This is a genomic window from Silvania sp., from assembly GCF_051656365.1.
In the GTDB taxonomy this organism is placed as follows: Bacteria; Pseudomonadota; Gammaproteobacteria; order Enterobacterales; family Enterobacteriaceae; genus Enterobacter; species Enterobacter hatchlandensis.
In genome coordinates, this window is record NZ_JBOGBT010000036.1 from 41,482 (window position 1) to 63,773 (window position 22,292).

Sequence of the window (22,292 nt, forward strand, 5' to 3'; positions counted from 1 at the left end):
TGTATATTCTGTCCCCTCTCAGGAGCACACCATGTCGTCAGGTAAGTATCGCCAGCAAGAGATCCGCGCCCCTCGCGGCACCACGCTTAACGCCAAAAGTTGGCTGACCGAAGCGCCGCTGCGGATGTTAATGAACAACCTCGATCCCGACGTGGCGGAGAATCCTCACGAGCTGGTGGTGTACGGCGGCATTGGCCGGGCGGCGCGCAACTGGGAGTGCTATGACGCGATGGTTGCCGCGCTCACTGAACTGGAAAACGACGAGACCCTGCTGGTGCAATCCGGTAAGCCTGTCGGCGTGTTTAAAACCCATAAAAATGCCCCGCGCGTGCTGATCGCCAACTCCAACCTGGTGCCGCACTGGGCAACCTGGGAACACTTTAACGAGCTGGATGCGAAGGGGCTGGCGATGTACGGCCAGATGACGGCCGGGAGCTGGATCTACATCGGTAGCCAGGGCATCGTGCAGGGCACCTACGAAACCTTCGTCGAAGCCGGGCGTCAGCACTATAAGGGCTCCCTGAAGGGGCGTTGGGTGCTCACCGCGGGCTTAGGTGGGATGGGCGGCGCGCAGCCGCTGGCGGCCACCCTCGCGGGCGCCTGCTCCCTGAATATTGAATGCCAGCAGAGCCGGATCGATTTCCGTCTGCGCACCCGCTACGTGGATGAGCAGGCCGACAGCCTGGACGACGCGCTGGCCAGAATTCAAAAATACACCGCTGAAGGCAAAGCGGTCTCGATTGCCCTGTGCGGTAACGCGGCGGATATCGTCCCGGAACTGGTGGCGCGCGGCGTGCGCCCTGATCTGGTCACCGACCAGACCAGCGCTCACGATCCGCTTCACGGCTATCTGCCAAAAGGCTGGAGCTGGGAAGAGTATCAGCAGAAAGCGCAGCAGGATCCTGAAGGCACCGTGCTGGCGGCTAAACGTTCCATGGCCGACCACGTCAGCGCGATGCTGGCGTTCAGCAAGCTTGGCGTGCCGACCTTTGACTACGGCAACAACATTCGCCAGATGGCGAAAGAGATGGGCGTTGCCAACGCTTTTGATTTCCCGGGTTTTGTACCCGCCTATATCCGGCCGCTGTTCTGTCGCGGTATCGGCCCATTCCGCTGGGTGGCGCTCTCCGGCGACCCGGAAGATATCTATAAAACCGACGCCAAAGTGAAAGAGATTGTCGCCGATGATGAACACCTGCATCACTGGCTGGACATGGCCCGCGAGCGCATTAACTTCCAGGGCTTACCGGCGCGTATCTGCTGGGTGGGGCTGGAGTGGCGGCAGAAGCTGGGCCTGGCCTTTAACGAAATGGTGCGCCGCGGCGAAGTGTCCGCGCCGATTGTCATCGGTCGCGATCACCTTGATTCTGGCTCAGTGGCCAGCCCCAACCGCGAAACCGAAGCGATGCGTGACGGCTCTGACGCGGTCTCTGACTGGCCGTTGCTCAATGCCCTGTTGAATACCGCCAGCGGCGCGACCTGGGTCTCGCTGCACCACGGCGGCGGCGTCGGGATGGGCTTCTCCCAGCATGCCGGGATGGTGATTGTCTGCGACGGCACCGATGAAGCCGCCGCGCGCATTGCCCGCGTGCTGCACAACGACCCGGCAACAGGCGTGATGCGCCATGCGGACGCCGGATATGACATCGCTATCGACTGTGCGAAAGAGCAGGGCCTGAACCTGCCGATGATCGCCGCCACACAAGGAAAGCACTGATGAATGCCTTAACCCTTACCCCCGGTACCCTGACGCTGGCGCAGCTCCGTCAGGTATGGCGCCATCCGCTGCAGATTACGCTCGATGACGCGGCCCACGGGGCGATTAACGCAAGCGTTGCCTGCGTCGAAGCGATTGTCGCCGAAGGTCGCACCGCCTACGGGATCAACACCGGGTTTGGCCTGCTGGCGCAAACGCGTATCGCCACGCACGATCTGGAAAACCTGCAGCGCTCGCTGGTGCTGTCCCATGCTGCGGGCGTCGGCCAGCCGCTGGACGACGACATCGTACGCCTGATGATGGTGCTGAAAATCAACAGCCTGGCGCGCGGTTTCTCCGGGATCCGCCTGAGCGTGATTCAGGCGCTGATCGCGCTGGTCAATGCGGGCGTATACCCGTGGATCCCCGCCAAAGGTTCGGTCGGCGCATCCGGCGATCTGGCCCCGCTGGCGCATATGTCCCTGACCCTGCTCGGCGAAGGTAAAGCCCGCTATCGCGGCGAATGGCTCCCGGCGGAAACCGCATTGCAAAAAGCCGGTCTCTCGCCGGTGACGCTGGCAGCGAAAGAGGGGCTGGCGCTGCTGAATGGCACTCAGGCGTCAACGGCGTTTGCGCTGCGCGGTCTGTTTGAAGCCGAAGATCTGTTTGCCTCGGCGGTGGTCTGCGGGGCGCTCACGACCGAAGCGGTGCTTGGCTCCCGTCGTCCGTTCGATGCCCGTATTCATGAAGTGCGCGGGCAGCGCGGGCAGATCGACGCCGCGGCGCTGTACCGCCATGTCCTGACCGAAACCAGCGCCATTGCTGAATCACATCACAACTGCGACAAAGTGCAGGATCCGTACTCCCTGCGCTGTCAGCCGCAGGTGATGGGGGCCTGCCTGACGCAGCTGCGCCAGGCAGCAGACGTGCTGCTGGTGGAATCCAATGCGGTTTCTGATAACCCGCTGGTGTTTGCGGCAGAAAATGAAGTGGTTTCCGGGGGCAACTTCCATGCTGAGCCGGTGGCGATGGCGGCGGATAATCTGGCGCTGGCGATTGCTGAAATCGGTGCTCTGTCCGAACGGCGCATTGCGTTGATGATGGATAAACACATGTCGCAGCTGCCGCCGTTCCTGGTGCGCAACGGCGGGGTGAACTCCGGCTTTATGATTGCCCAGGTGACCGCAGCCGCGCTGGCAAGCGAGAATAAAGCCCTGTCGCATCCGCACAGCGTCGACAGCCTGCCAACATCGGCGAACCAGGAAGACCATGTCTCGATGGCACCCGCGGCGGGCCGTCGCCTGTGGGAGATGGCGGGCAATACCCGTGGCGTGCTGGCGGTCGAGTGGCTGGCGGCGTGTCAGGGCGCGGATCTGCGCGACGGTCTGACCTCAAGCCCGCTGCTGGAGCAGGCGCGTCATACGCTGCGCGAACAGGTGGCGCATTATGATGATGACCGCTTCTTTGCCCCGGATATCGATGCGGCAATCGGCTTGCTGGATCAGGGCAGCCTGGTGGGATTGTTACCGGCCTTCCTGTAAAAAAATACCCGGCGAGCGCGGCTTGCCGGGTCTGTTTCTAGCTGTACAACGCGGTTATCGACGCGCTGCCCAGGGTGTGGAAATGGACGTTAAAACCCACCATCGCGCCGCTCGCCCCTTCATCGACCTCAATTCTGTCAACGTCCAGCGCGTGCACTGTGAAGATATAACGGTGGGTATCGCCTTTCGGTGGTGCCGCGCCGCCATAGCCCGCTTTGCCAAAATCGGTTCGGGTTTGTACCGCGCCATCCGGCAGTTCGACCAGCGATGAACCCGAGCCCTGCGGCAGCACGCGGGTATCGGCGGGCAGGTTGGCGACAATCCAGTGCCACCAGCCGGAGCCGGTAGGCGCGTCCGGGTCGTAGCAGGTCACAACAAAGCTTTTGGTGCCGGAGGGCACCTCGTCCCACGCCAGATGCGGAGAGATGTTATCCCCCTCGTACCCCATGCCGTTGAACACGTGGCGCGCCGGGAGTTTATCCCCGTCGCGCAGATCCTGACTGAAGAGTCGCATACTGTTTCTCCGTAATAAGTCCTGCAAAAAGTGTACTCCATAACGGAAGACGCGGGCTTAAATCACAAAGTGTTCAGGATGATTCACCGCGTTTACAACCGCGGCGGTCAGCTTGCTGAGCTGCTCGGGGCTTATCAGATACGGCGGCATCAGATAGATCAGCTTACCAAACGGACGCACCCATACGCCGCGTGCCACAAAGAAGCGCTGCAGCGCGGCCATATTCACCGGATGACGGGTTTCAACCACCCCGATGGCTCCCAGCACCCGCACGTCCGCGACATACTCAGATTCACGCGCTGCCGCCAGATCCTGCGTCAGCTGGGCTTCGATGGCGGCAACCTGAGTCTGCCACTCGCCGCTTTCGAGGATGGCCAGGCTTTCGCTGGCCACCGCACAGGCCAGCGGGTTGCCCATAAACGTTGGGCCGTGCATAAAGCAGCCCGCCTCGCCGTTGCTGATGGTCTCTGCTACCCGGCGGGTGGTGAGGGTCGCGGACAGCGTCATGGTGCCGCCGGTCAGGGCTTTACCGAGGCACAGAATGTCCGGGGTGATGCCCGCATGCTCGCAGGCGAACAGCTTGCCGGTACGGCCAAAGCCGGTGGCAATCTCGTCGGCAATCAACAGGATCCCTTCCCGGTCGCACATCTTACGGATGCGCTTGAGCCACTCAGGATGGTACATTCGCATGCCGCCCGCACCCTGCACGATGGGTTCGAGGATCACTGCCGCAATCTCGTGACGATGGGCGGCCATCAGGCGGGCGAAGCCGACCATATCCGTTTCATCCCACGCGCCGTCGAAGCGGCTCAGCGGGGTCGGGGCAAACAGGTTTTCCGGCAGGTAGCCCTTCCACAGGCTGTGCATTGAGTTGTCGGGATCGCACACCGACATCGCGCCAAAGGTGTCGCCGTGGTAGCCGTTGCGGAAGGTGAGAAAACGCTGGCGGCTCTCACCCTTGGCGTGCCAGTACTGCAGCGCCATTTTCATCGCCACTTCTACCGCCACCGAGCCGGAATCGGCAAGGAATACGCACTCCAGCGCCTCGGGGGTCATGGCCACCAGACGACGGCAGAGATCCACCGCAGGAGGATGGGTGATCCCGCCAAACATCACGTGCGACATGCGGTCAATCTGCGCTTTCATCGCTGCGTTGAGCCGCGGATGGTTGTAGCCGTGAATGGTCGCCCACCACGAGGACATACCGTCCACCAGCTGTTCGCCGCTGGCCAACGTCAGCTCGCAGCCCTGCGCCCCGGTGACCGGATAAACGGGCAGGGGCTGGCTCATGGAGGTGTAAGGGTGCCAGATGTGGCGCTGATCGAAAGCGAGATCGTCCGTTGTCATAATCGACTTGTAAACCATTTTGAAAACATTTAGGTTTACGAGTATAAACCGAACCCATCCTGAACTAAACCCTTTTGGAGACGCCCCATGGCTCACCAGACACGCTGGTCAATGTCGCAAGTCACTGCATTATTCGAAAAACCTCTGCTGGAACTGCTGTTTGAAGCCCAGCAGGTGCACCGTCAGCACTTCGATCCGCAGCACGTCCAGGTCAGCACCTTGCTGTCAATCAAGACCGGGGCCTGCCCGGAAGACTGCAAATATTGCCCGCAGAGCGCGCGCTACAAAACCGGCCTCGAATCCGAGCGTCTGATGGAAGTGGAGCAGGTGCTCGACTCGGCCCGCCAGGCGAAAAATGCCGGATCGACCCGTTTCTGCATGGGTGCGGCGTGGAAAAACCCGCACGAGCGCGACATGCCGTATCTTGAGCAGATGGTGCAGGGCGTTAAAGCTATGGGCCTCGAAGCCTGTATGACCCTCGGCACGCTGGACGACGATCAGGCCCAGCGCCTGGCCTCGGCGGGTCTGGACTACTACAACCACAACCTCGACACCTCGCCGGAATTCTACGGCAACATTATCACCACCCGTACCTATCAGGAGCGTCTGGATACGCTGGGTAAAGTGCGCGATGCGGGCATCAAAGTATGCTCGGGTGGGATTGTGGGCTTAGGCGAAACGGTCACCGATCGCGCGGGCCTGCTGCTGCAGCTGGCAAACTTGCCCACCCCACCGGAGAGTGTGCCGATCAACATGCTGGTGAAGGTGAAGGGCACTCCGCTGGCGGACAACGACGACGTCGACGCCTTTGATTTTATCCGCACCATTGCGGTGGCACGCGTGATGATGCCGACCTCTTTCGTGCGCCTCTCCGCCGGGCGTGAGCAGATGAACGAGCAGACTCAGGCGATGTGCTTTATGGCCGGGGCCAACTCTATTTTCTATGGCTGCAAACTGCTGACCACCCCGAACCCGGAAGAGGACAAAGACGTCCAGCTGTTCCGCAAGCTGGGGCTTAACCCGCAGCAGACGGCGGTGCAGACCGGTGATAACGAGCAGCAGCACCAGCTCGAACAGCAGCTTTTTAACGCCGATACCGACCAGTTCTACAACGCGGCGACGGTATGACCTGGCAGCAACGCATTGATGCCGCCCTCGACGCGCGCCGGGCGGCAGATGCCCTGCGCGTGCGCACCACGGTGGCGAACGGTGCCGGGCGCTTTCTGACCCGTGGGCAGCAGCGTTACGCGAATTTCTCCAGCAATGACTATCTGGGCTTAAGCCAGCATCCCGACGTTGTCCGCGCCTGGCAGCAGGGCGCGGAGCAGTATGGCGTGGGCAGCGGCGGCTCCGGCCACGTCAGCGGCTACACCACCGCCCATCAGGCGCTGGAAGACCATCTGGCGGGCTGGCTCGGCTATGATCGCGCGCTGCTGTTTATCTCCGGCTTTGCCGCCAACCAGGCCCTGATTGCCGCGCTGACCGGCAAAGACGATCGCATCGTCGCTGACCGCTTAAGCCATGCTTCGCTGCTGGAAGCCGCCAGTCATAGCCCGGCTCAGCTCAGGCGCTTTGCCCATAACGATGCCGCCCAGCTTGCCGCACTGCTGGATAAACCCTGCGAAGGACAGCAGCTGGTGGTCACCGAAGGGATTTTCAGCATGGACGGCGACAGCGCCCCGCTGGGGGAACTTCATACGGCGGCGCAGCGTAACGCCAGCTGGCTGCTGGTGGACGATGCTCACGGGATCGGCGTCACCGGGCCAGAGGGGCGCGGCACCGCCGCCAGCCTGGGGGTAAAACCCGAGATGCTGGTGGTGACTTTTGGCAAAGGGGTGGGCGTCAGCGGGGCTGCGGTGCTGTGCAGCGCGTCGGTTGCTGACTACCTGCTGCAGTTTGCCCGCCATCTGATCTACAGCACCAGCATGCCGCCTGCCCAGGCAGTGGCCTTGCTGGCGGCGTTTAACGTGATTCGCAGCGATGACGGCGACGACCGGCGTCAGCGGCTGGCCTCCCTCATCGGCCAGTTCCGCGCGGGCGTCAGCGGACTGCCGCTGCAAATCACCGCCTCGCAGAGCGCCATTCAGCCGCTGATCGTCGGTGAAAACGATCGCGCTCTGCAGATGGCGAATACCCTCAGACAGCAGGGGATCTGGGTGACCGCCATTCGTCCGCCAACCGTTCCGATGGGCACCGCCCGCCTGCGCCTGACCCTGACTGCGGCGCATCAACCGGCCGATATCACCGCGTTACTGGAGGCGCTGCATGCCGCAAGTGAATAAACAGGCCATTGCCGCCGCATTTGGCCGGGCGGCGCAAAGCTATTCTCGCCACGACGGGCTGCAGCGGCAAAGCGCCGAAGGACTGCGGTCGCTGTTGGCTGAGGATGATTTTGCCCGCGTGCTGGATGCGGGCTGCGGGCCGGGTGGCAACAGCCTCGCGTGGCGTAACGCCGGGAGCCATGTGGTGGCGATGGATATCTCTGCCCAGATGCTGGATCAGGCGCGCAATCACCAGGTGGCGGATGATTACCTGCTGGCGGATATCGAAGCCATTCCGCTGGCCGACAGCCAGTTCGACCTGGTCTGGAGTCATCTGGCGGTGCAGTGGTGCGCCAGCCTGCCGCAGGCGCTGGCGGAGCTGTACCGGGTAGCGCAGCCGGGCGGTAAGGTCGCATTTACCACGCTGCTGAGCGGCTCGCTGCCGGAGCTGAATCAGGCCTGGCGAGCAGTCGATACCCAGCCGCATGTGAACCGTTTTCTGACCGGGCAGCAGGTGACCGATGCCTTGTCCGGCTGGCGCTACCGCTGTGTTATTCAGACCGTGACCCTGCTGTTCGACGATGCGCTGAGCGCGATGCGTTCGTTGAAAGGCATTGGCGCCACCCATCTGCATGGCGGGCGGGGCGATAAGCCGTTAACGCGCGGCCAGCTACAGCAGCTGGCGCTGGCCTGGCCGCAGCAGGCGGGGCAATTCCCGCTCTCTTACCAACTCTTTCATGGGATAATTGAACGTGACTGAACGTTATTTTGTGACCGGCACCGACACCGAGGTCGGTAAAACCGTCGCCAGCAGCGCACTGCTGCAGGCAGCAAATGCTCTGGGTCTGAAAACCGCGGGCTACAAGCCGGTGGCCTCGGGCAGTGAAATGACGCCCGAGGGGCTACGCAACAGCGACGCGCTGGCGCTCCTGCGCAACAGCAGCGTGGCGCTGAGCTATCAGGCGGTGAATCCCTACACCTTCGCCGAGCCGACCTCGCCGCATATCATCAGCGCCGACGAGCAGCGCCCGATTGCGTTTAGCACCCTTTCCGCAGGGCTGCGGGCGCTGGAAAGCCGTGCTGACTGGGTGCTGGTAGAGGGCGCGGGCGGCTGGTTTACGCCGCTGTCAGAGGAGCTGACCTTCGCCGACTGGGCGATTGCCGAGCACCTGCCGGTGATCCTGGTGGTGGGGGTGAAGCTGGGCTGTATCAATCATGCAATGCTGACCGCGCAGGCGATCCGCCAGGCGGGGCTGCCGCTGGTGGGCTGGGTGGCGAATGTCGTGGTGGCGCCTGGCAAACGCCACGCAGAATACATGGCGACGCTCAGACGCGTGCTGGCGGCACCGCTGCTGGGTGAAATTCCGTGGCTGGGCGACGATGCCGATACCACGGCGGTGGGGCGCTACCTCACGCTTAACCCGCTGGTGACGCCGTCCCCATCCAGTGTTCAATAAGCGGATCGTTAAGCTCGCTTACATGGCCCTGGGCCACGCTACGCCCGCGCCAGAGCAGGCAAAAGCGCTCCGCCACCCGGCGAATCAACCCCAGCTGCTGCTCGGCCAGTAGCACCGACAGCCCCAGCTCGCGGGTAAGCCTGGCCAGCAGCATTGCCAGCCTGGCGGTCAACAGCGGGTCGGGGCCGCGGCTGGGCTCGTCCAGAATCAGCAGGCGCGGGCGGGTGACCAGCGCGTTAGCCAGCGCCAGCTGATACTGCAGGTCATCGCTGATGCCCGACGCGCGCCGCTGGCGCAGCGGGTAAAGCTCAGGAAAGAACTCAAAAATATCGCTGTTCATCGACCCACTCGTCTCGCCTTTTGCCCGCCTCGCGATGTGCAGATTCTCCTCTACGGTGAGTTGAGAAAAGATCCGCCGATCCTGTGAAACATAGCCAATTCCCGGGCCTGTGCGCGCCTCTGAGCCGCCGGACAGCAGAGGGAAGGGCGATGCCCCGGCTTCGTGCCAGACCATGGTGCCGCTGGCAATAGGCAGCAGGCCCGCGATGCAGTTCATCAGCGTGGTTTTCCCCATTCCGGGCAGACCGACGATGCCGGTGCAGACGCCGGGAGGAAGGTCGAGGTCAACATTCCACAGCGTGTGTTGATTTCCGTAATACTGGTTAATAGCGCGCAGGCTCAGCATGGTGTTGCTCCTTTTCGGGTAACAGACATCCTGTGTTGCAAGACCCTTGCCACCGTCCTGAAAGTGGCAGTTAAAGGCTGTTTTTTCGGAATACACCTGAAAGTCAGGGGGAGGGTTAACAGAATAATGCACTGTGTCAGTGCCAGACGGGCGGGTTTGGTGCAGCTCTCTCAACAGGAAAATGTGACTAAGATCGCATCACTTTGTTATCCTCATTACAGCGGTCAAATGCCAAAAATAGCTAATAAATATTTTTTACCGTCGCGCTGTGCGGAAAAACCGGGAATTAGCCGAGTCACGAGTGGCATGGGCTGGAAGCAGTTATCCACTATTCCTGTGGATAACCATGTGCATTAGAGTTAGAAAACACAAGGTAAGCGAGAGAAGACGCGGCCTGCGCCTGAATTGCTGCGAAACGCGTCTTTTGAAAATACTTATTAAATATCAATGCGTTAAATAAAATCAATCACTGTCATCAAACTGTCAAGTGGACCGGCAAAAGTGAAGCGGAACGGCTTGACAAATGTTAAAAATGGAAAAGTTCTGGGGATAACCGTACCGCTGTGGAATTTTATCTGGTCACCGCCGAAATTTTGCGCAGCTTTGCGCGTTTCATGCCGTAAGCCGCAGTAATATGGGTGTATGATACTGTAATTTCATCCAGTATAAATTACTGGCAAAAATAGCCATCGAGAGTAAAATTACTCACCTGCCGTATAAACCATCATCAGGTCGTCGTTCATGAGTAAACCGTTCAAACTGAATTCCGCTTTCCGTCCTTCCGGCGATCAGCCTGAAGCGATTCGCCGCCTGAAAGAAGGGCTGGAGGATGGACTCGCACACCAGACACTGCTGGGGGTGACCGGTTCGGGTAAAACCTTTACCGTCGCCAACGTTATCGCCGATTTGCAACGGCCGACCATGGTGCTGGCACCTAATAAAACGCTGGCGGCGCAGCTCTACGGCGAGATGAAAGAGTTTTTCCCGGATAACGCGGTGGAGTACTTTGTCTCCTACTACGACTACTATCAGCCGGAAGCCTACGTTCCCAGCTCCGATACCTTTATCGAAAAAGACGCCTCGGTGAACGAGCATATCGAGCAGATGCGTCTGTCGGCGACCAAAGCGCTGCTGGAACGTCGCGACGTGGTGGTGGTAGCCTCCGTTTCAGCTATCTACGGGCTGGGCGATCCTGACCTCTACCTGAAGATGATGCTGCACCTGACTCAGGGGATGATTATCGATCAGCGCGCCATCGTGCGTCGGCTGGCCGAGCTGCAGTACACCCGCAACGATCAGGCGTTCCAGCGCGGGACGTTCCGCGTGCGCGGCGAAGTGATCGACGTCTTCCCGGCCGAATCCGATGACGTCGCGCTGCGCATCGAACTGTTTGACGAAGAGGTGGAGCGGCTGTCGCTGTTCGATCCGCTGACGGGTCATATCGAGTCGACCATTCAGCGCTACACCATCTACCCGAAAACGCACTACGTCACTCCGCGCGAGCGCATCGTGCAGGCGATGGAAGATATCAAGGTCGAACTGGCGGATCGACGTAAGAATCTGCTGGAAAATAACAAGCTGCTGGAAGAGCAGCGCCTCAGTCAGCGCACCCAGTTTGATCTCGAGATGATGAACGAGCTGGGCTACTGCTCGGGTATCGAAAACTACTCCCGCTATCTCTCGGGCCGCGGTCCCGGCGAGGCACCTCCGACGCTGTTTGACTACCTTCCGGCCGACGGCCTGCTGGTGATCGACGAATCGCACGTCACCGTGCCGCAAATCGGCGGCATGTACCGTGGCGACCGCGCGCGCAAAGAGACGCTGGTGGAGTACGGCTTCCGCCTGCCGTCCGCGCTGGATAACCGACCGATGAAGTTTGAAGAGTTTGAGGCGCTGGTGCCGCAAACCATCTATGTGTCGGCGACGCCGGGCAACTACGAGCTGGAGAAATCGGGCGACGACGTGGTGGACCAGGTAGTGCGTCCGACCGGTCTGCTGGATCCGATTATTGAGGTGCGCCCGGTGGCGACGCAGGTGGACGACCTGCTCTCGGAGATCCGCATTCGGGCGGCGATCAACGAGCGTGTGCTGGTTACCACTCTCACCAAACGCATGGCTGAAGACCTGACCGAGTACCTCGAAGAGCACGGTGAGCGGGTGCGTTACCTGCACTCGGATATCGATACCGTCGAGCGCATGGAGATCATCCGCGATTTGCGCCTTGGCGAGTTCGACGTGCTGGTGGGCATCAACCTGCTGCGTGAAGGGCTGGATATGCCGGAAGTCTCGCTGGTGGCGATTCTGGATGCCGATAAAGAGGGCTTCCTGCGCTCTGAGCGTTCGCTTATTCAGACCATTGGGCGTGCCGCGCGAAACATCAACGGCAAAGCGATTCTCTACGGCGACAGAATTACTGCCTCAATGGCCAAAGCGATCGGTGAGACCGAGCGGCGTCGTGAGAAGCAACAGCAGTACAACGAAGAGCACGGCATCACACCGCAGGGTCTGAACAAGAAGGTGGTGGATATCCTGGCGCTGGGGCAGAACATCGCCAAAACCAAGGCGAAAGGTCGCGGCAAATCACGCTCACCGGTTGAGGCCGATACCATTGTGCTGACGCCAAAAGCGCTGCAGCAGAAAATCCACGAACTGGAAGGACAGATGATGCAGCATGCCCAGAATCTGGAGTTCGAGGAGGCGGCGCAGATCCGCGACCAGCTGCATCAGCTGCGCGATCTGTTTATTGCGGCATCGTAAATTCTGCTTACGAAGCCCCCTTTACCCACGGTATAGGGGGCTTTTTTTTACAAGGGCGTATGTGTAGGCAAACGCAGAATAATTTTTATTACGTTCTAATATTCTTTTTTTAAATTGATTGGGTATTTTTCATTTGTTATTAAAATACAATTATCAATTACATCCAGTGTCCAAATTCGGACTAAATAATTTGAAGTGTTTTTTATGCTGTAATCTTTCTTCCGCGCAAGAAAATAAATATCCCCTCCCGCCTGTCTCTGTAAGGGTTACACACAATAATATAAGGAATATCTTATGGGTAAAAACGTAACAGCAACGACGTAAAATATGTTGTTGTAAATTTATGTTACATATTTTTATTTCCTTCCGCCTTTGTGACATTTTTATACTCGTTTTATCAGGCTCTTATTCGAAATTATATAGGGGCCTATAAATACTACGTCATGCTTGCTGATAAATGGAATGCGCTCGCTTTTGACCCCGGATAGTGATTTACGCCGTATGGCGTAAGCAGGGATGTTGTTCTGGCAACCAAGCCATTCTTATTAATTTCTCGCGGGTACTGACCGTTTTTCTCTATTCCATAGAACAGGGACAGCCATGTCTAACTCCTATCAGTCCGAGATCCCCAAAGCCCGCGTTAATATTCAGCTCAGTCTGCATACGGGCGGCGCACAGAAGAAAATTGAATTGCCCCTCAAGCTGGTGATGGTCGGGGATTACAGCAATGGTGCTGAACAACGCCCGGTGTCAGAGCGTGAAAAGGTCAACGTTAATAAGCATAACTTTAACAGTGTGCTGGCCGACTTCTCTCCTTCCTTAAAACTGTCTGTCGACAACACCCTTGCCAATGACGGTAGCGAAGAGGCCGTGAATCTGACCTTCCGCGACATGCAGGATTTCACCCCGGAACAGGTCGCCCGCCAAATTCCCCAGCTTAAAGCCATGCTTGCCATGCGCAACCTGCTCCGCGATCTGAAGGCCAACCTGCTGGATAACCAGGCCTTCCGTAAAGAGCTGGAAAAAATCCTCCTCGACCCGGCGCTGAGCGCTGAACTGCGCAGCGAGCTCTCTGCCCTTGCGCCAAAACATCCCTGACGGTTGCGATATTTAACGGATTAACGAGAGAAGATGCTGATGTCTGTACAAAATGAAAATGCCGCTGGCGGCGAAAGCGTAGTGCTGGAACGTCCTGAAGCAGGCGGTGTGTATGCCTCCCTGTTTGAGAAAATCAATCTGAACCCGGTCTCGTCCCTGAGCGCGCTGGATATCTGGCAGGATGCGCAGGCGATGTCGGATGCGACGGCCGATGAGCGTCTGACCGCCGGAATGCAGGTGTTCCTGGAATGCCTGAGTAAAGCGGGCGCTAAAGTCGATAAGCTTGACAAAAATCTGATTGATCACCATATCGCGGAGCTGGATTTCCAGATTAGCCGCCAGCTGGATGCCGTCATGCACCACGACGATTTCCAGGCCGTCGAGTCCCTGTGGCGCGGCGTGAAGTCGCTGGTGGATAAAACCGATTTTCGCCAGAACGTCAAAATTGAGCTGCTGGATCTGTCCAAAGAGGCCCTGCGCCAGGACTTTGAAGACGCGCCAGAGATAATCCAAAGCGGTCTGTATAAACACACCTATATTGATGAATACGACACCCCGGGCGGCGAGCCGATTGGGGCGCTGATCTCCGCGTATGAGTTTGATGCCTCGGCGCAGGACGTGGCGCTGCTGCGCAATGTCTCCAAAGTCGCCGCGGCGGCCCACATGCCGTTTATCGGTTCTGCCGGACCCAAATTCTTCCTCAAAGAGTCGATGGAAGAGGTCGCTGCCATCAAAGATATCGGCAATTACTTTGACCGCGCCGAATACATCAAATGGAAATCCTTCCGCGATACCGATGACTCCCGCTATATCGGCCTGGTGATGCCCCGCGTGCTCGGACGTCTGCCATATGGCCCGGACACGGTGCCGGTGCGCAGCTTTAACTATGTCGAAGAGGTTAAAGGCCCGGAACACGACAAATATCTGTGGACTAACGCCTCGTTTGCCTTCGCGGCCAATATGGTGCGTAGCTTTATCAATAACGGCTGGTGCGTCCAGATCCGCGGCCCACAGGCCGGTGGCGCGGTACAGGATCTGCCGATCCACCTTTACGACCTCGGCACCGGCAATCAGGTGAAAATCCCGTCGGAGGTGATGATCCCGGAAACCCGCGAATTTGAGTTCGCTAACCTCGGTTTTATCCCGCTGTCGTACTACAAAAACCGCGATTACGCCTGCTTCTTCTCGGCGAACTCCACCCAGAAACCGGCGCTGTATGAAACCGCGGATGCCACCGCCAACAGCCGGATTAATACCCGTCTGCCTTACATCTTCCTCCTGTCCCGCATTGCGCATTACCTGAAACTCATCCAGCGGGAAAACATCGGTACCACCAAAGACCGCCGACTGCTGGAGCTGGAGCTCAACACCTGGGTGCGCAGCCTGGTCACCGAAATGACCGATCCGGGCGACGAGCTGCAGGCCTCCCATCCGCTGCGTGATGCGAAAGTGGTGGTCGAGGATATCGAAGATAACCCGGGCTTCTTCCGCGTCAGACTCTTCGCGATCCCTCACTTCCAGGTGGAAGGCATGGACGTGAATCTGTCTCTGGTCTCGCAGATGCCGAAGGCGAAATCGTAATTAAGGCAGGAAGCCGATGAAAACGGAACAACCGTTATGGGGCAGGGGGATCATGATCTCGCCCCAGCACTTCCAGCAACAGGCCGCGTATGCGGCCTGGTCTGCGGAATGCATTGCGCAGATGGGCCTCAATCATCCCTGGGGAGTCATTGAGGCCACCTTTGAACCGGATGCGCTGAAGCTGGGCCGCCTGCATGCCCGCAAGCTGCATCTGCGGTTTCAGGACGGCACGCTGGTTGATACCCACAATGCTGATGCGCTGCCGTCCGCACTGTTGCTGGACGGCGAATCCCGTGAAACGGTAGTGCTTCTGGCCCTGCCGCTGCTGCGCGCCAACGGGGGTAACTGCCTGGCACCGGATGCGGTGGCGGAACGTCCGGTGCGTTACCGTCAGCGCTGGCATGACGTGCGTAATCAGTTTGGCGATGACACCCGCCAAATCGCCGTGTTGCAGTCAGAGCTGAGCCTGCGCTTTGCACATCAGGACAACAGCGATTACCTGACCTGTCCGGTTGCGCGGCTGCAGCAGGACTCGCAGGGTGCCTGGACGCTGGATGAGACGTTTCTTCCCCCACTGCTGACTGTGCAAAGCAGTCGCTGGCTGGTGACCCAGCTGGAACAGCTGATGATTCAGCTTCGCGCCCGCCTGACGCGCCTGATGGCCATGCGCCGTGAGAGCAACGAACGGATGGCCGATTTTGCGGTGGCGGATGTCTCCCTGTTCTGGCTGCTGAATGCGCTGAACAGCGCAGAACCGCTGCTTGGACAGTTTGAGCGTCAGTTGCAGAGTCCGGTAGAACGCCTGTATCCGGAGCTGGCGCGCCTGGCGGGCAGTCTCCTGACGTTCTCCCTTGACCATCTTGTCAGCGACATCCCGGCGTACCAGCATCACCAGCTTAACGCAGTGTTCCCACCGCTGTTTGAACTGCTGAGTGACCTTCTGGAAGCCAGCCTGCCGTCGCGGGTGGTCGCCATTGATCTTACGCATGACAAACGTCTGCGTCAGTGGCTGGCCCGTCTGCAGGATCCCCGCCTGCGCGAAGGGGCCGATTACTACCTCTCGGTCCGCTCGTCGATCCCGGTGGCCCAGCTGCAGGAGCAGTTCCCGCTCCAGTGCCGGGTGGGCAGCCCGGATTTTGTCACCAGCCTGGTGAACCAGTCCCGGCAAGGGATCCCGCTCAGGGCGCTTCGTCATGTGCCTGCGGCTATTCCGCTGCGTCTGGAAAACCAGTATTTCTCTCTCGACCTGTCCCACCCGGCCGCACTGGAGATGCTGGAGAGCGGCAGCTGCATGTTCTATACGCCGGGCATGCTGGGCGAGCCAGAGCTTGACCTCTATGCGGTGCTAAGAACATGAGTGAACGTCAACGCGGCGCGGCCGCATTCATTGATATCGATGCTCTGCTGCAAAACACCTGGCTGCAGGTGATCAGTCTGCGTCATGGTCCCGAGTTTCAGGATGGTGAGGGTCGCGCGCTCTGGGACCGCTGCGTGGCGGATATTGAGCGCGTGCAGCAGGCACTGAAGGCCAGCGAGCTGGATGAGACTAGCTGTCAGCATATCCTTACCGCCCAGTGCGCATTGCTTGATGAAGCGGTGAAAGGCCGCAGCGTTCAGGATGATGCCTGCGTGCAGTGGTACAACATTCCGCTTCAGGGGCATTTTCTAGGAACGATGGATGCCGGGGATACCCTGTGCGATCGCATGTGGGACGTGCTGCGCCAGCCCGACCCGGAAAGTGCCGTTCTGACCTGCTTTCAGCGGGTCATGATGCTGGGTTTTCTGGGCAGCTTCCGCTCGCTCAACGATCCGATACGCAAGAAGCTGGTCAGCACCCTCAGCGAACATGTTGCGCCTTTCAGCTATCCGCAAACGCACCCGGTGCTGGTGGAAAGCCGCGCCGGGCGCAGTATGGGCGGTGGGTTCTCCTCGTGGCCGATCTGCATCGCATTCAGTGTGGTGCTGGTCGTGGCGCTGTGGTGGGGGCTGGATTACTGGCTGGATCACACGCTGGCAACGCTGTTGCCGGGGGCGGTGAAATGAGTCCTGCGCAACAGCGCCTGCTTGCACTGTGGGCCGTATTGCTGAGCGGCGTGGTGTGTCTGGTCTTTTTGCCCGTTTCACGGCTGACATCGGTGCTTATTTTGCTGGCCGTCTGGGGGCTGATTGCTGCGGTCTGGTATGTGGCCAGTCGTCGTTCAGAGCATCAGGTGACGGTACGCCTCGATAATCTGCCTGAGGCGACGTACCGCCAGCCGGTGGTGCTGGTCTGTGGCGATTTGCCGCAGGCGTGGCCGGAACAGTCGCAGGCCCTGATTGTGCCTCAGGGCTGCTGGATTAGGGTGGAAAAGCATCAGGATCTGGAGCAGGTCGCTCGCCAGCTGCTGTGGTTGCGCCCGGATTGGGGGCGTCAGCTTTCGGTAATGGTCAGCGTCTGTCCGCAGAGGTACACGGATACCGAAGTCCTGACCAGCTATCTGCTGGCCCTGCGCTGGCAAATCAGCCAGCTACGTCGGGAGACCGGACATTCCTTTCCCCTGGTGCTGAGCGGCCAGGCGGGCAGTGCGATCATGAACGATATGCTCTGGCAGGCGGCCATCTCCAGCGAGGGCGTTCACGTCTGGCGAGCGTCCTCCGCACCTTGTTCGATTGCGGCCTGGGTCACCACGGGCGGGGCGATGGCCATGCAGCAGCAGGTGCTGATGAACAGCCTGATAGGTTGGTTTCATCAGCATGTTAAAGCGGTGTTTATCGACAAAAATCCGGACATTCCTGCTATTGCCCCCACGGCGGTGCTGTGGGGAATGGGGCCGAGGCTTGCCGGGAGTCTGGCGTCATCGGTCTGGACCGCCTGGCTCTCCCGCCACACCGCGATGCAGCGCGTTGCCGGGTGGCAAACGCAGGGAACCGACAGTACGGCGACGTCACTGCTGCCGGACTTCGTCCTGCCGCTGCTACCAGAGGGGCAGGGGCTCACTCCGCGACAGCGAAGCTTGCGCTGCGGGCTGACGATGTTCACCGGCGCCGTTATCGCTGCCCTGCTATGCAGCGGCTGGAATAACCACCAGCTAGTGCAGCGTCTGAGCTTTGATATTCACCGCTATAACCGTATTCCGATGGGTAACGCCGTTCTGAAAGCCGAGGCGGTTAGCGTATTACGCGGCGATGCGGCGATGCTGGATGGCTGGGCACGCAGCGGCGCACCTGTACGGATGAGTCTGGGATTATATCAGGGGACACGCCTGCACATACCGGTGCTGAACGCCATCCGTTCGTATCTCCCGCCGCCCCCACCGTCGGTTCCTGAACCGCAAGCTATCCCGAAAATCGTTCGTCTCGACAGCATGTCGCTGTTCGACTCCGGCAAGTCTGTGCTGAAAAGCGGCTCCACCAAAATGCTGATCAATTCTTTGGTAGGGATCAAAGCGAAGCCGGGCTGGCTGATCGTGGTCAGCGGCCATACCGACAACACCGGCAACCCGCAGCTGAACCAGACCCTGTCCCTGAAGCGTGCCGAAGCAGTACGGGACTGGATGCGGGACACCGGGGATGTGCCGGAAAGCTGTTTTGCGGTGCAGGGCTATGGCGAAAGCCGCCCTGTCGCCACCAATGACACCCCGGATGGGCGTGCGCTCAACCGCCGTGTCGAAATCAGTCTGGTTCCGCAGGCCAATGCCTGCCTGATGCCAGGCAATACCCCGGCGTCATCGCAGGATGATGGCGCATCACAACACAATGGAGAGTAATTCAATGGCAATTCCTGTTTATCTCTGGCTGAAAGACGACGGTGGCGCGGACATTAAAGGGGATGTGGACGTTCAGGATCGTGAAGGCAGTATCGAAGTGGTCGCCCAGCAACACAACCTGTACATCCCAACGGACAACAACACCGGCAAGCTGACCGGAACCCGTATCCACACCCCGTTCCGCTTCACCAAGGAGATCGACTCCGCCAGCCCGTATCTGTACAAGGCGGTGACCACCGGTCAGACCCTAAAGTCAGCAGAGTTCAAATGGTACAAGATCAACGATGCGGGTCAGGAGGTGGAGTACTTCAACACCAGGCTTGAGAACGTGAAAGTGGTGAAAGTGGCGCCGGTGATGCACGACATCAAGGATCCGAGCTTCGAGAAGCACAACCACCTTGAGCAGATCGAACTGCGCTACGAAAAAATCACCTGGACCTACAAAGACGGCAACATCATTCACTCCGATTCCTGGAACGAACGCGCCACCGCGTAACACTCTGGCGGGCCGCTAACGCTGCCCGCTTTTTTGCTGAGCGTCGGTCCGTCACGGGCGTTCAGCAAAAAACACAAAACTTGCCTGCCTGACCTGATGCGCTTGGGTTCCTTATCAACAAAGGAAAGCGATGGGCGGTAGCGTGCCCGGGAACAATCGAGAGAGAGAAAATGGAAAATTCCGCCGTCCTGTTACGCCGTCTTAACCCCTACTGCGCCCGCGCGCTGGAAGGTGCCGCTTCCCTGTGCCAGACCCGCGCCCACGCTGAAATTAGACCGGAACACTGGTTGATGAAGTTGCTGGAACAGGGTGAAGGCGATCTTACCGTGCTGGCGCGCCGCTACGAGTGGGATATGGACGGCATATGGCAGGCGCTGCTGGGGTGGCTGGACCGGTTCCCACGCGCGGTGCGCGGCCGCCCGCAGCTGGCGGAACCCCTTAATGCGCTGCTGAAAGCGGCGTGGATGGCGGCATCGTTGCAGGGTGAAGAGCAGATCCGCAGTCAGCATCTGCTGATGGCGCTCACGGGAAACCCAACGCTAATCCACTGTGATGGCCTGTGGCCGCTGCTGACCCTCAGCCAGAGCCAGCTTGAACGTCTGCGCCCACTGCTGGACGCACAGTCCGATGAGCGTCCGGAGGTGCGGCCGATCGCGTCAGGGGATGGCGTCGAGTTTGTCGGTCGTCCGATTGATGCTGAGGCGAAAGACGGGGAACTTAGCCCGCCGCTGCAGAACGCGCTGGATAAGTTCACTCTGGATGTGACCGCCAAAGCGAAAGCCGGCAGCATCGACCCGGTGTTTGGCCGCGACAATGAAATTCGGCAGATGGTGGATATTCTCTCCCGCCGCCGCAAGAACAACCCGATTCTGGTCGGGGAGCCGGGCGTGGGCAAAACGGCGCTGGTGGAGGGACTGGCGCTGCGCATTGCAGAAGGCAACGTCCCGGAATCGCTCAAGCCGGTGATTCTGCGCACTCTCGATCTCGGTCTGCTTCAGGCCGGAGCGGGCGTGAAAGGCGAGTTCGAACAGCGCCTGAAAAACGTGATTGATGCGGTGCAGCAGTCACCGGTGCCAATCCTGCTGTTTATCGACGAAGCGCACACCATTATCGGTGCCGGTAATCAGGCCGGTGGCGCGGATGCGGCCAATCTGCTGAAACCGGCCCTGGCGCGGGGCGAGCTACGCACCATCGCGGCGACCACCTGGAGCGAGTACAAACAGTATTTCGAGCGTGATGCCGCGCTGGAGCGTCGCTTTCAGATGATCAAAGTGGATGAGCCGGATGATGACACAGCCTGTCTGATGCTCAGGGGCCTGAAGTCCCGCTATGCCGAACACCACAATGTGCATATCACTGACGCCGCCGTGCGTGCCGCCGTCACGCTTTCCCGTCGCTATCTGACCGGCCGCCAGCTGCCGGATAAAGCCGTCGATCTGCTCGATACCGCAAGCGCCCGCGTGCGCATGAACCTGGATACCCTGCCGGAACCTCTCACCCGCATCCGCGCGCAGATCACCGCCCTGGGGATAGAGAAACAGGCGCTACTGGAAGATATGACGCTGGGTAACGATACCCACGGCGAGCGTCTGGCGGCGATTGAGCAGGAAGAGATCAAACTGATTGTGTCGCTTGATGAGCTGGAGGCGCAGTATTGCAATGAGCTGGCGCTGGTGGAACAGCTACTGGATAGCCGCCAGGATATCTCTCGCCAGAGTGAAACCTGCGCGCTACAGCAGCAGCTGAACGGGATGCAGCACAATAATCCGCTACTCGGCGTGGAGGTGGACGTGCGCACCATTGCCAACGTGATTGCTGACTGGACGGGCGTCCCGCTCTCTTCCTTGATGAAAGACGAGCAGATCGAGCTGCTCTCGCTGGAAACTGCGCTGGGCAAGCGCGTAGTGGGGCAGGATGTGGCGCTGGAGGCGCTTGCCCAACGCTTACGGGCGGCAAAAACCGGGCTAACGTCGGAAAATGGCCCGCAGGGGGTATTCCTGCTGGTTGGTCCGAGCGGTGTGGGCAAAACCGAAACGGCCCTCGCGCTTGCCGACAGTCTGTATGGCGGGGAAAAATCGCTTATCACCATCAATCTGTCGGAGTATCAGGAGCCGCACACCGTTTCCCAGCTCAAGGGTTCGCCGCCGGGGTATGTTGGTTACGGCCAGGGCGGGATCCTCACCGAAGCCGTGCGTAAACGCCCGTACAGCGTGGTGCTGCTGGATGAAGTGGAAAAGGCGCACCGCGACGTGATGAACCTGTTTTACCAGGTGTTTGATCGCGGCTTTATGCGCGACGGCGAAGGGCGCGAAATCGACTTTCGTAATACCGTCATTCTGATGACCGCCAACCTTGGCAGTGACCCTCTGATGCAACTGCTGGATGAACAGCCGCAGGCCACCGAGGGCGATCTGCACGAGCTGCTGCGCCCGATCCTGCGTAACCACTTCCAGCCTGCGCTGCTGGCCCGGTTCCAGACCGTGATTTATCGCCCGCTGGCACCCGCCGCGATGCGCACCATCGTGAAAATGAAGCTCGCCCAGGTCAGCCAGCGCCTGAGCCGCCATTACGGCCTCACCACCCATATCGAAGAAGACCTGTATGACGCGCTGACCGCCGCCTGCCTGTTGCCGGATACGGGGGCGCGCAACGTCGACAGCCTGCTCAACCAGCAGATCCTGCCGGTGTTAAGTCAGCAACTGCTTAGCCATATGGCGGCAAACCAGAAACCACGGCTGCTGACCTTAGGCTGGAGCGAGGAGCAGGGGATTGCGCTGACGTTCAGCACGGGCAAGGGGGAGCTGTCATGAGTACCCACCCCAAAATCATCTTCAGCCACAACCATCACAGGCTTTCGGTAAAAGGGTGTGAACCGGCGCTGGACGTGCTGGCCTTTGAAGGGCACGAAACCCTGAGCCAGCCGTTCAGCTACCGTGTTGAATTCACCAGCACCGACCACGGCATCAGCAAAGAGATGATGTTGATGAAACCGGGGTCGCTGACGCTGCAGGCCCCGGTCGATCAGGGTTTCGGCATTAAAATCCAGCAGCCGGTGCGGGTGATCCAGGGCGTGGTGAGCGGATTCGAACGGCTGAGCACTTCGGAAGATCAGA

General features: G+C 59.7%; 18 protein-coding genes. 15 read left to right on the top strand and 3 right to left on the bottom strand.

The genetic code is table 11. The features are described from left to right. Nucleotides 1-31: 31 nt before the first annotated feature. Together hutU and hutH are read left to right on the top strand one after the other, a co-directional pair. Entirely contained in the window at nt 32-1,717 is a 1,686-nt protein-coding gene (gene hutU, locus ACRDD5_RS07325; RefSeq protein WP_438676340.1) for a urocanate hydratase, read from the top strand. Beyond that, nucleotides 1,717-3,237 carry a histidine ammonia-lyase gene (gene hutH, locus ACRDD5_RS07330; protein ID WP_438676341.1) on the top strand — a complete coding sequence of 507 codons (1,521 nt, stop codon included), beginning with the start codon at nt 1,717-1,719 and terminating at the stop codon, nt 3,235-3,237. Before hutU ends, hutH begins: the two co-directional genes overlap by 1 nt. Before the next feature lie 37 nt (nt 3,238-3,274). On the opposite strand, the gene ACRDD5_RS07335 is transcribed toward hutH, so the two are convergent. Together ACRDD5_RS07335 and bioA are read right to left on the bottom strand one after the other, a co-directional pair. Beyond that, a complete protein-coding gene (locus ACRDD5_RS07335) occupies nt 3,275-3,751 on the bottom strand; it encodes a kinase inhibitor (RefSeq protein WP_438676342.1) in 477 nt (158 codons plus the stop codon). 57 nt (nt 3,752-3,808) lie between these two features. After that, the gene (gene bioA, locus ACRDD5_RS07340) at nt 3,809-5,116 is read right to left on the bottom strand and encodes an adenosylmethionine--8-amino-7-oxononanoate transaminase (protein ID WP_438676343.1); all 1,308 of its coding nucleotides are present in this window, start codon (nt 5,114-5,116) and stop codon (nt 3,809-3,811) included. 69 nt (nt 5,117-5,185) lie between these two features. Between bioA and bioB the strand changes: the two genes are divergently transcribed. Genes bioB through bioD form a run of 4 tightly spaced genes read left to right on the top strand, consistent with a single transcriptional unit; the run spans nt 5,186 to nt 8,816 of the window. Beyond that, nucleotides 5,186-6,226 carry a biotin synthase BioB gene (gene bioB, locus ACRDD5_RS07345; RefSeq protein ID WP_271281523.1) on the top strand — a complete coding sequence of 347 codons (1,041 nt, stop codon included), beginning with the start codon at nt 5,186-5,188 and terminating at the stop codon, nt 6,224-6,226. Further along, the gene (gene bioF, locus ACRDD5_RS07350) at nt 6,223-7,380 is read left to right on the top strand and encodes an 8-amino-7-oxononanoate synthase (RefSeq protein WP_438676344.1); all 1,158 of its coding nucleotides are present in this window, start codon (nt 6,223-6,225) and stop codon (nt 7,378-7,380) included. Before bioB ends, bioF begins: the two co-directional genes overlap by 4 nt. Continuing rightward, nucleotides 7,364-8,119, top strand: a complete 756-nt coding sequence (bioC, locus tag ACRDD5_RS07355) for a malonyl-ACP O-methyltransferase BioC (protein ID WP_438676345.1) — start codon at nt 7,364-7,366, stop codon at nt 8,117-8,119. Before bioF ends, bioC begins: the two co-directional genes overlap by 17 nt. Beyond that, nucleotides 8,112-8,816 (top strand): dethiobiotin synthase, encoded by a 705-nt coding sequence (gene bioD / locus ACRDD5_RS07360; RefSeq protein ID WP_271281526.1) that lies wholly within the window; start codon nt 8,112-8,114, stop codon nt 8,814-8,816. The genes bioC and bioD overlap by 8 nt, the downstream gene beginning before the upstream one ends. Here bioD and ACRDD5_RS07365 read toward each other — a convergent pair. After that, complete coding sequence (locus ACRDD5_RS07365; protein ID WP_271281527.1) at nt 8,776-9,501, bottom strand: ABC transporter ATP-binding protein; 726 nt, start codon at nt 9,499-9,501, stop codon at nt 8,776-8,778. The genes bioD and ACRDD5_RS07365 overlap by 41 nt on opposite strands. Before the next feature lie 741 nt (nt 9,502-10,242). On the opposite strand from ACRDD5_RS07365, the gene uvrB reads away from it, so the two are divergent. The 9 genes from uvrB to ACRDD5_RS07410 form a co-directional block, all read left to right on the top strand. Beyond that, complete coding sequence (gene uvrB, locus ACRDD5_RS07370) at nt 10,243-12,258, top strand: excinuclease ABC subunit UvrB (RefSeq protein WP_438676346.1); 2,016 nt, start codon at nt 10,243-10,245, stop codon at nt 12,256-12,258. Between the two features lie 600 nt (nt 12,259-12,858). Continuing rightward, the gene (gene tssB / locus ACRDD5_RS07375; protein ID WP_271281529.1) at nt 12,859-13,356 is read left to right on the top strand and encodes a type VI secretion system contractile sheath small subunit; all 498 of its coding nucleotides are present in this window, start codon (nt 12,859-12,861) and stop codon (nt 13,354-13,356) included. Nucleotides 13,357-13,389: 33 nt separating this feature from the next. Then, nucleotides 13,390-14,937, top strand: coding sequence for a type VI secretion system contractile sheath large subunit (tssC, locus tag ACRDD5_RS07380; protein ID WP_438676347.1), 1,548 nt, complete (start codon nt 13,390-13,392; stop codon nt 14,935-14,937). A gap of 16 nt (nt 14,938-14,953) precedes the next feature. Then, on the top strand, nt 14,954-16,294 hold the full coding sequence (gene tssK / locus ACRDD5_RS07385; RefSeq protein WP_438676348.1) for a type VI secretion system baseplate subunit TssK: 1,341 nt from the start codon (nt 14,954-14,956) through the stop codon (nt 16,292-16,294). Then, a complete protein-coding gene (gene tssL / locus ACRDD5_RS07390) occupies nt 16,291-16,980 on the top strand; it encodes a type VI secretion system protein TssL, short form (RefSeq protein ID WP_438676349.1) in 690 nt (229 codons plus the stop codon). The genes tssK and tssL overlap by 4 nt, the downstream gene beginning before the upstream one ends. Further along, nucleotides 16,977-18,683 carry an OmpA family protein gene (locus ACRDD5_RS07395; RefSeq protein ID WP_438676350.1) on the top strand — a complete coding sequence of 569 codons (1,707 nt, stop codon included), beginning with the start codon at nt 16,977-16,979 and terminating at the stop codon, nt 18,681-18,683. Before tssL ends, ACRDD5_RS07395 begins: the two co-directional genes overlap by 4 nt. Before the next feature lie 4 nt (nt 18,684-18,687). Further along, nucleotides 18,688-19,179, top strand: a complete 492-nt coding sequence (locus tag ACRDD5_RS07400; protein WP_271281534.1) for an Hcp family type VI secretion system effector — start codon at nt 18,688-18,690, stop codon at nt 19,177-19,179. A 170-nt stretch (nt 19,180-19,349) separates the two neighbouring features. Beyond that, entirely contained in the window at nt 19,350-21,989 is a 2,640-nt protein-coding gene (gene tssH, locus ACRDD5_RS07405) for a type VI secretion system ATPase TssH (RefSeq protein ID WP_438676351.1), read from the top strand. Further along, the coding region (locus ACRDD5_RS07410; protein ID WP_438676352.1) for a contractile injection system protein, VgrG/Pvc8 family at nt 21,986-22,292 on the top strand (307 nt) is incomplete at its 3' end. The genes tssH and ACRDD5_RS07410, both read left to right, overlap by 4 nt.

Coding starts and splice junctions, on each gene's coding strand:
- tssH (WP_438676351.1), top strand. CDS start 19,350: ATGGAAAATTCCGCCGTCCTGTTACGCCGTCTTAACCCCTACTGCGCC.
- ACRDD5_RS07400 (WP_271281534.1), top strand. CDS start 18,688: ATGGCAATTCCTGTTTATCTCTGGCTGAAAGACGACGGTGGCGCGGAC.
- ACRDD5_RS07395 (WP_438676350.1), top strand. CDS start 16,977: ATGAGTCCTGCGCAACAGCGCCTGCTTGCACTGTGGGCCGTATTGCTG.
- tssB (WP_271281529.1), top strand. CDS start 12,859: ATGTCTAACTCCTATCAGTCCGAGATCCCCAAAGCCCGCGTTAATATT.
- bioC (WP_438676345.1), top strand. CDS start 7,364: ATGCCGCAAGTGAATAAACAGGCCATTGCCGCCGCATTTGGCCGGGCG.
- tssK (WP_438676348.1), top strand. CDS start 14,954: ATGAAAACGGAACAACCGTTATGGGGCAGGGGGATCATGATCTCGCCC.
- bioA (WP_438676343.1), bottom strand. CDS start 5,116: ATGGTTTACAAGTCGATTATGACAACGGACGATCTCGCTTTCGATCAG.
- bioF (WP_438676344.1), top strand. CDS start 6,223: ATGACCTGGCAGCAACGCATTGATGCCGCCCTCGACGCGCGCCGGGCG.
- bioB (WP_271281523.1), top strand. CDS start 5,186: ATGGCTCACCAGACACGCTGGTCAATGTCGCAAGTCACTGCATTATTC.
- uvrB (WP_438676346.1), top strand. CDS start 10,243: ATGAGTAAACCGTTCAAACTGAATTCCGCTTTCCGTCCTTCCGGCGAT.
- ACRDD5_RS07365 (WP_271281527.1), bottom strand. CDS start 9,501: ATGCTGAGCCTGCGCGCTATTAACCAGTATTACGGAAATCAACACACG.
- hutU (WP_438676340.1), top strand. CDS start 32: ATGTCGTCAGGTAAGTATCGCCAGCAAGAGATCCGCGCCCCTCGCGGC.
- tssL (WP_438676349.1), top strand. CDS start 16,291: ATGAGTGAACGTCAACGCGGCGCGGCCGCATTCATTGATATCGATGCT.
- ACRDD5_RS07335 (WP_438676342.1), bottom strand. CDS start 3,751: ATGCGACTCTTCAGTCAGGATCTGCGCGACGGGGATAAACTCCCGGCG.
- tssC (WP_438676347.1), top strand. CDS start 13,390: ATGCTGATGTCTGTACAAAATGAAAATGCCGCTGGCGGCGAAAGCGTA.
- hutH (WP_438676341.1), top strand. CDS start 1,717: ATGAATGCCTTAACCCTTACCCCCGGTACCCTGACGCTGGCGCAGCTC.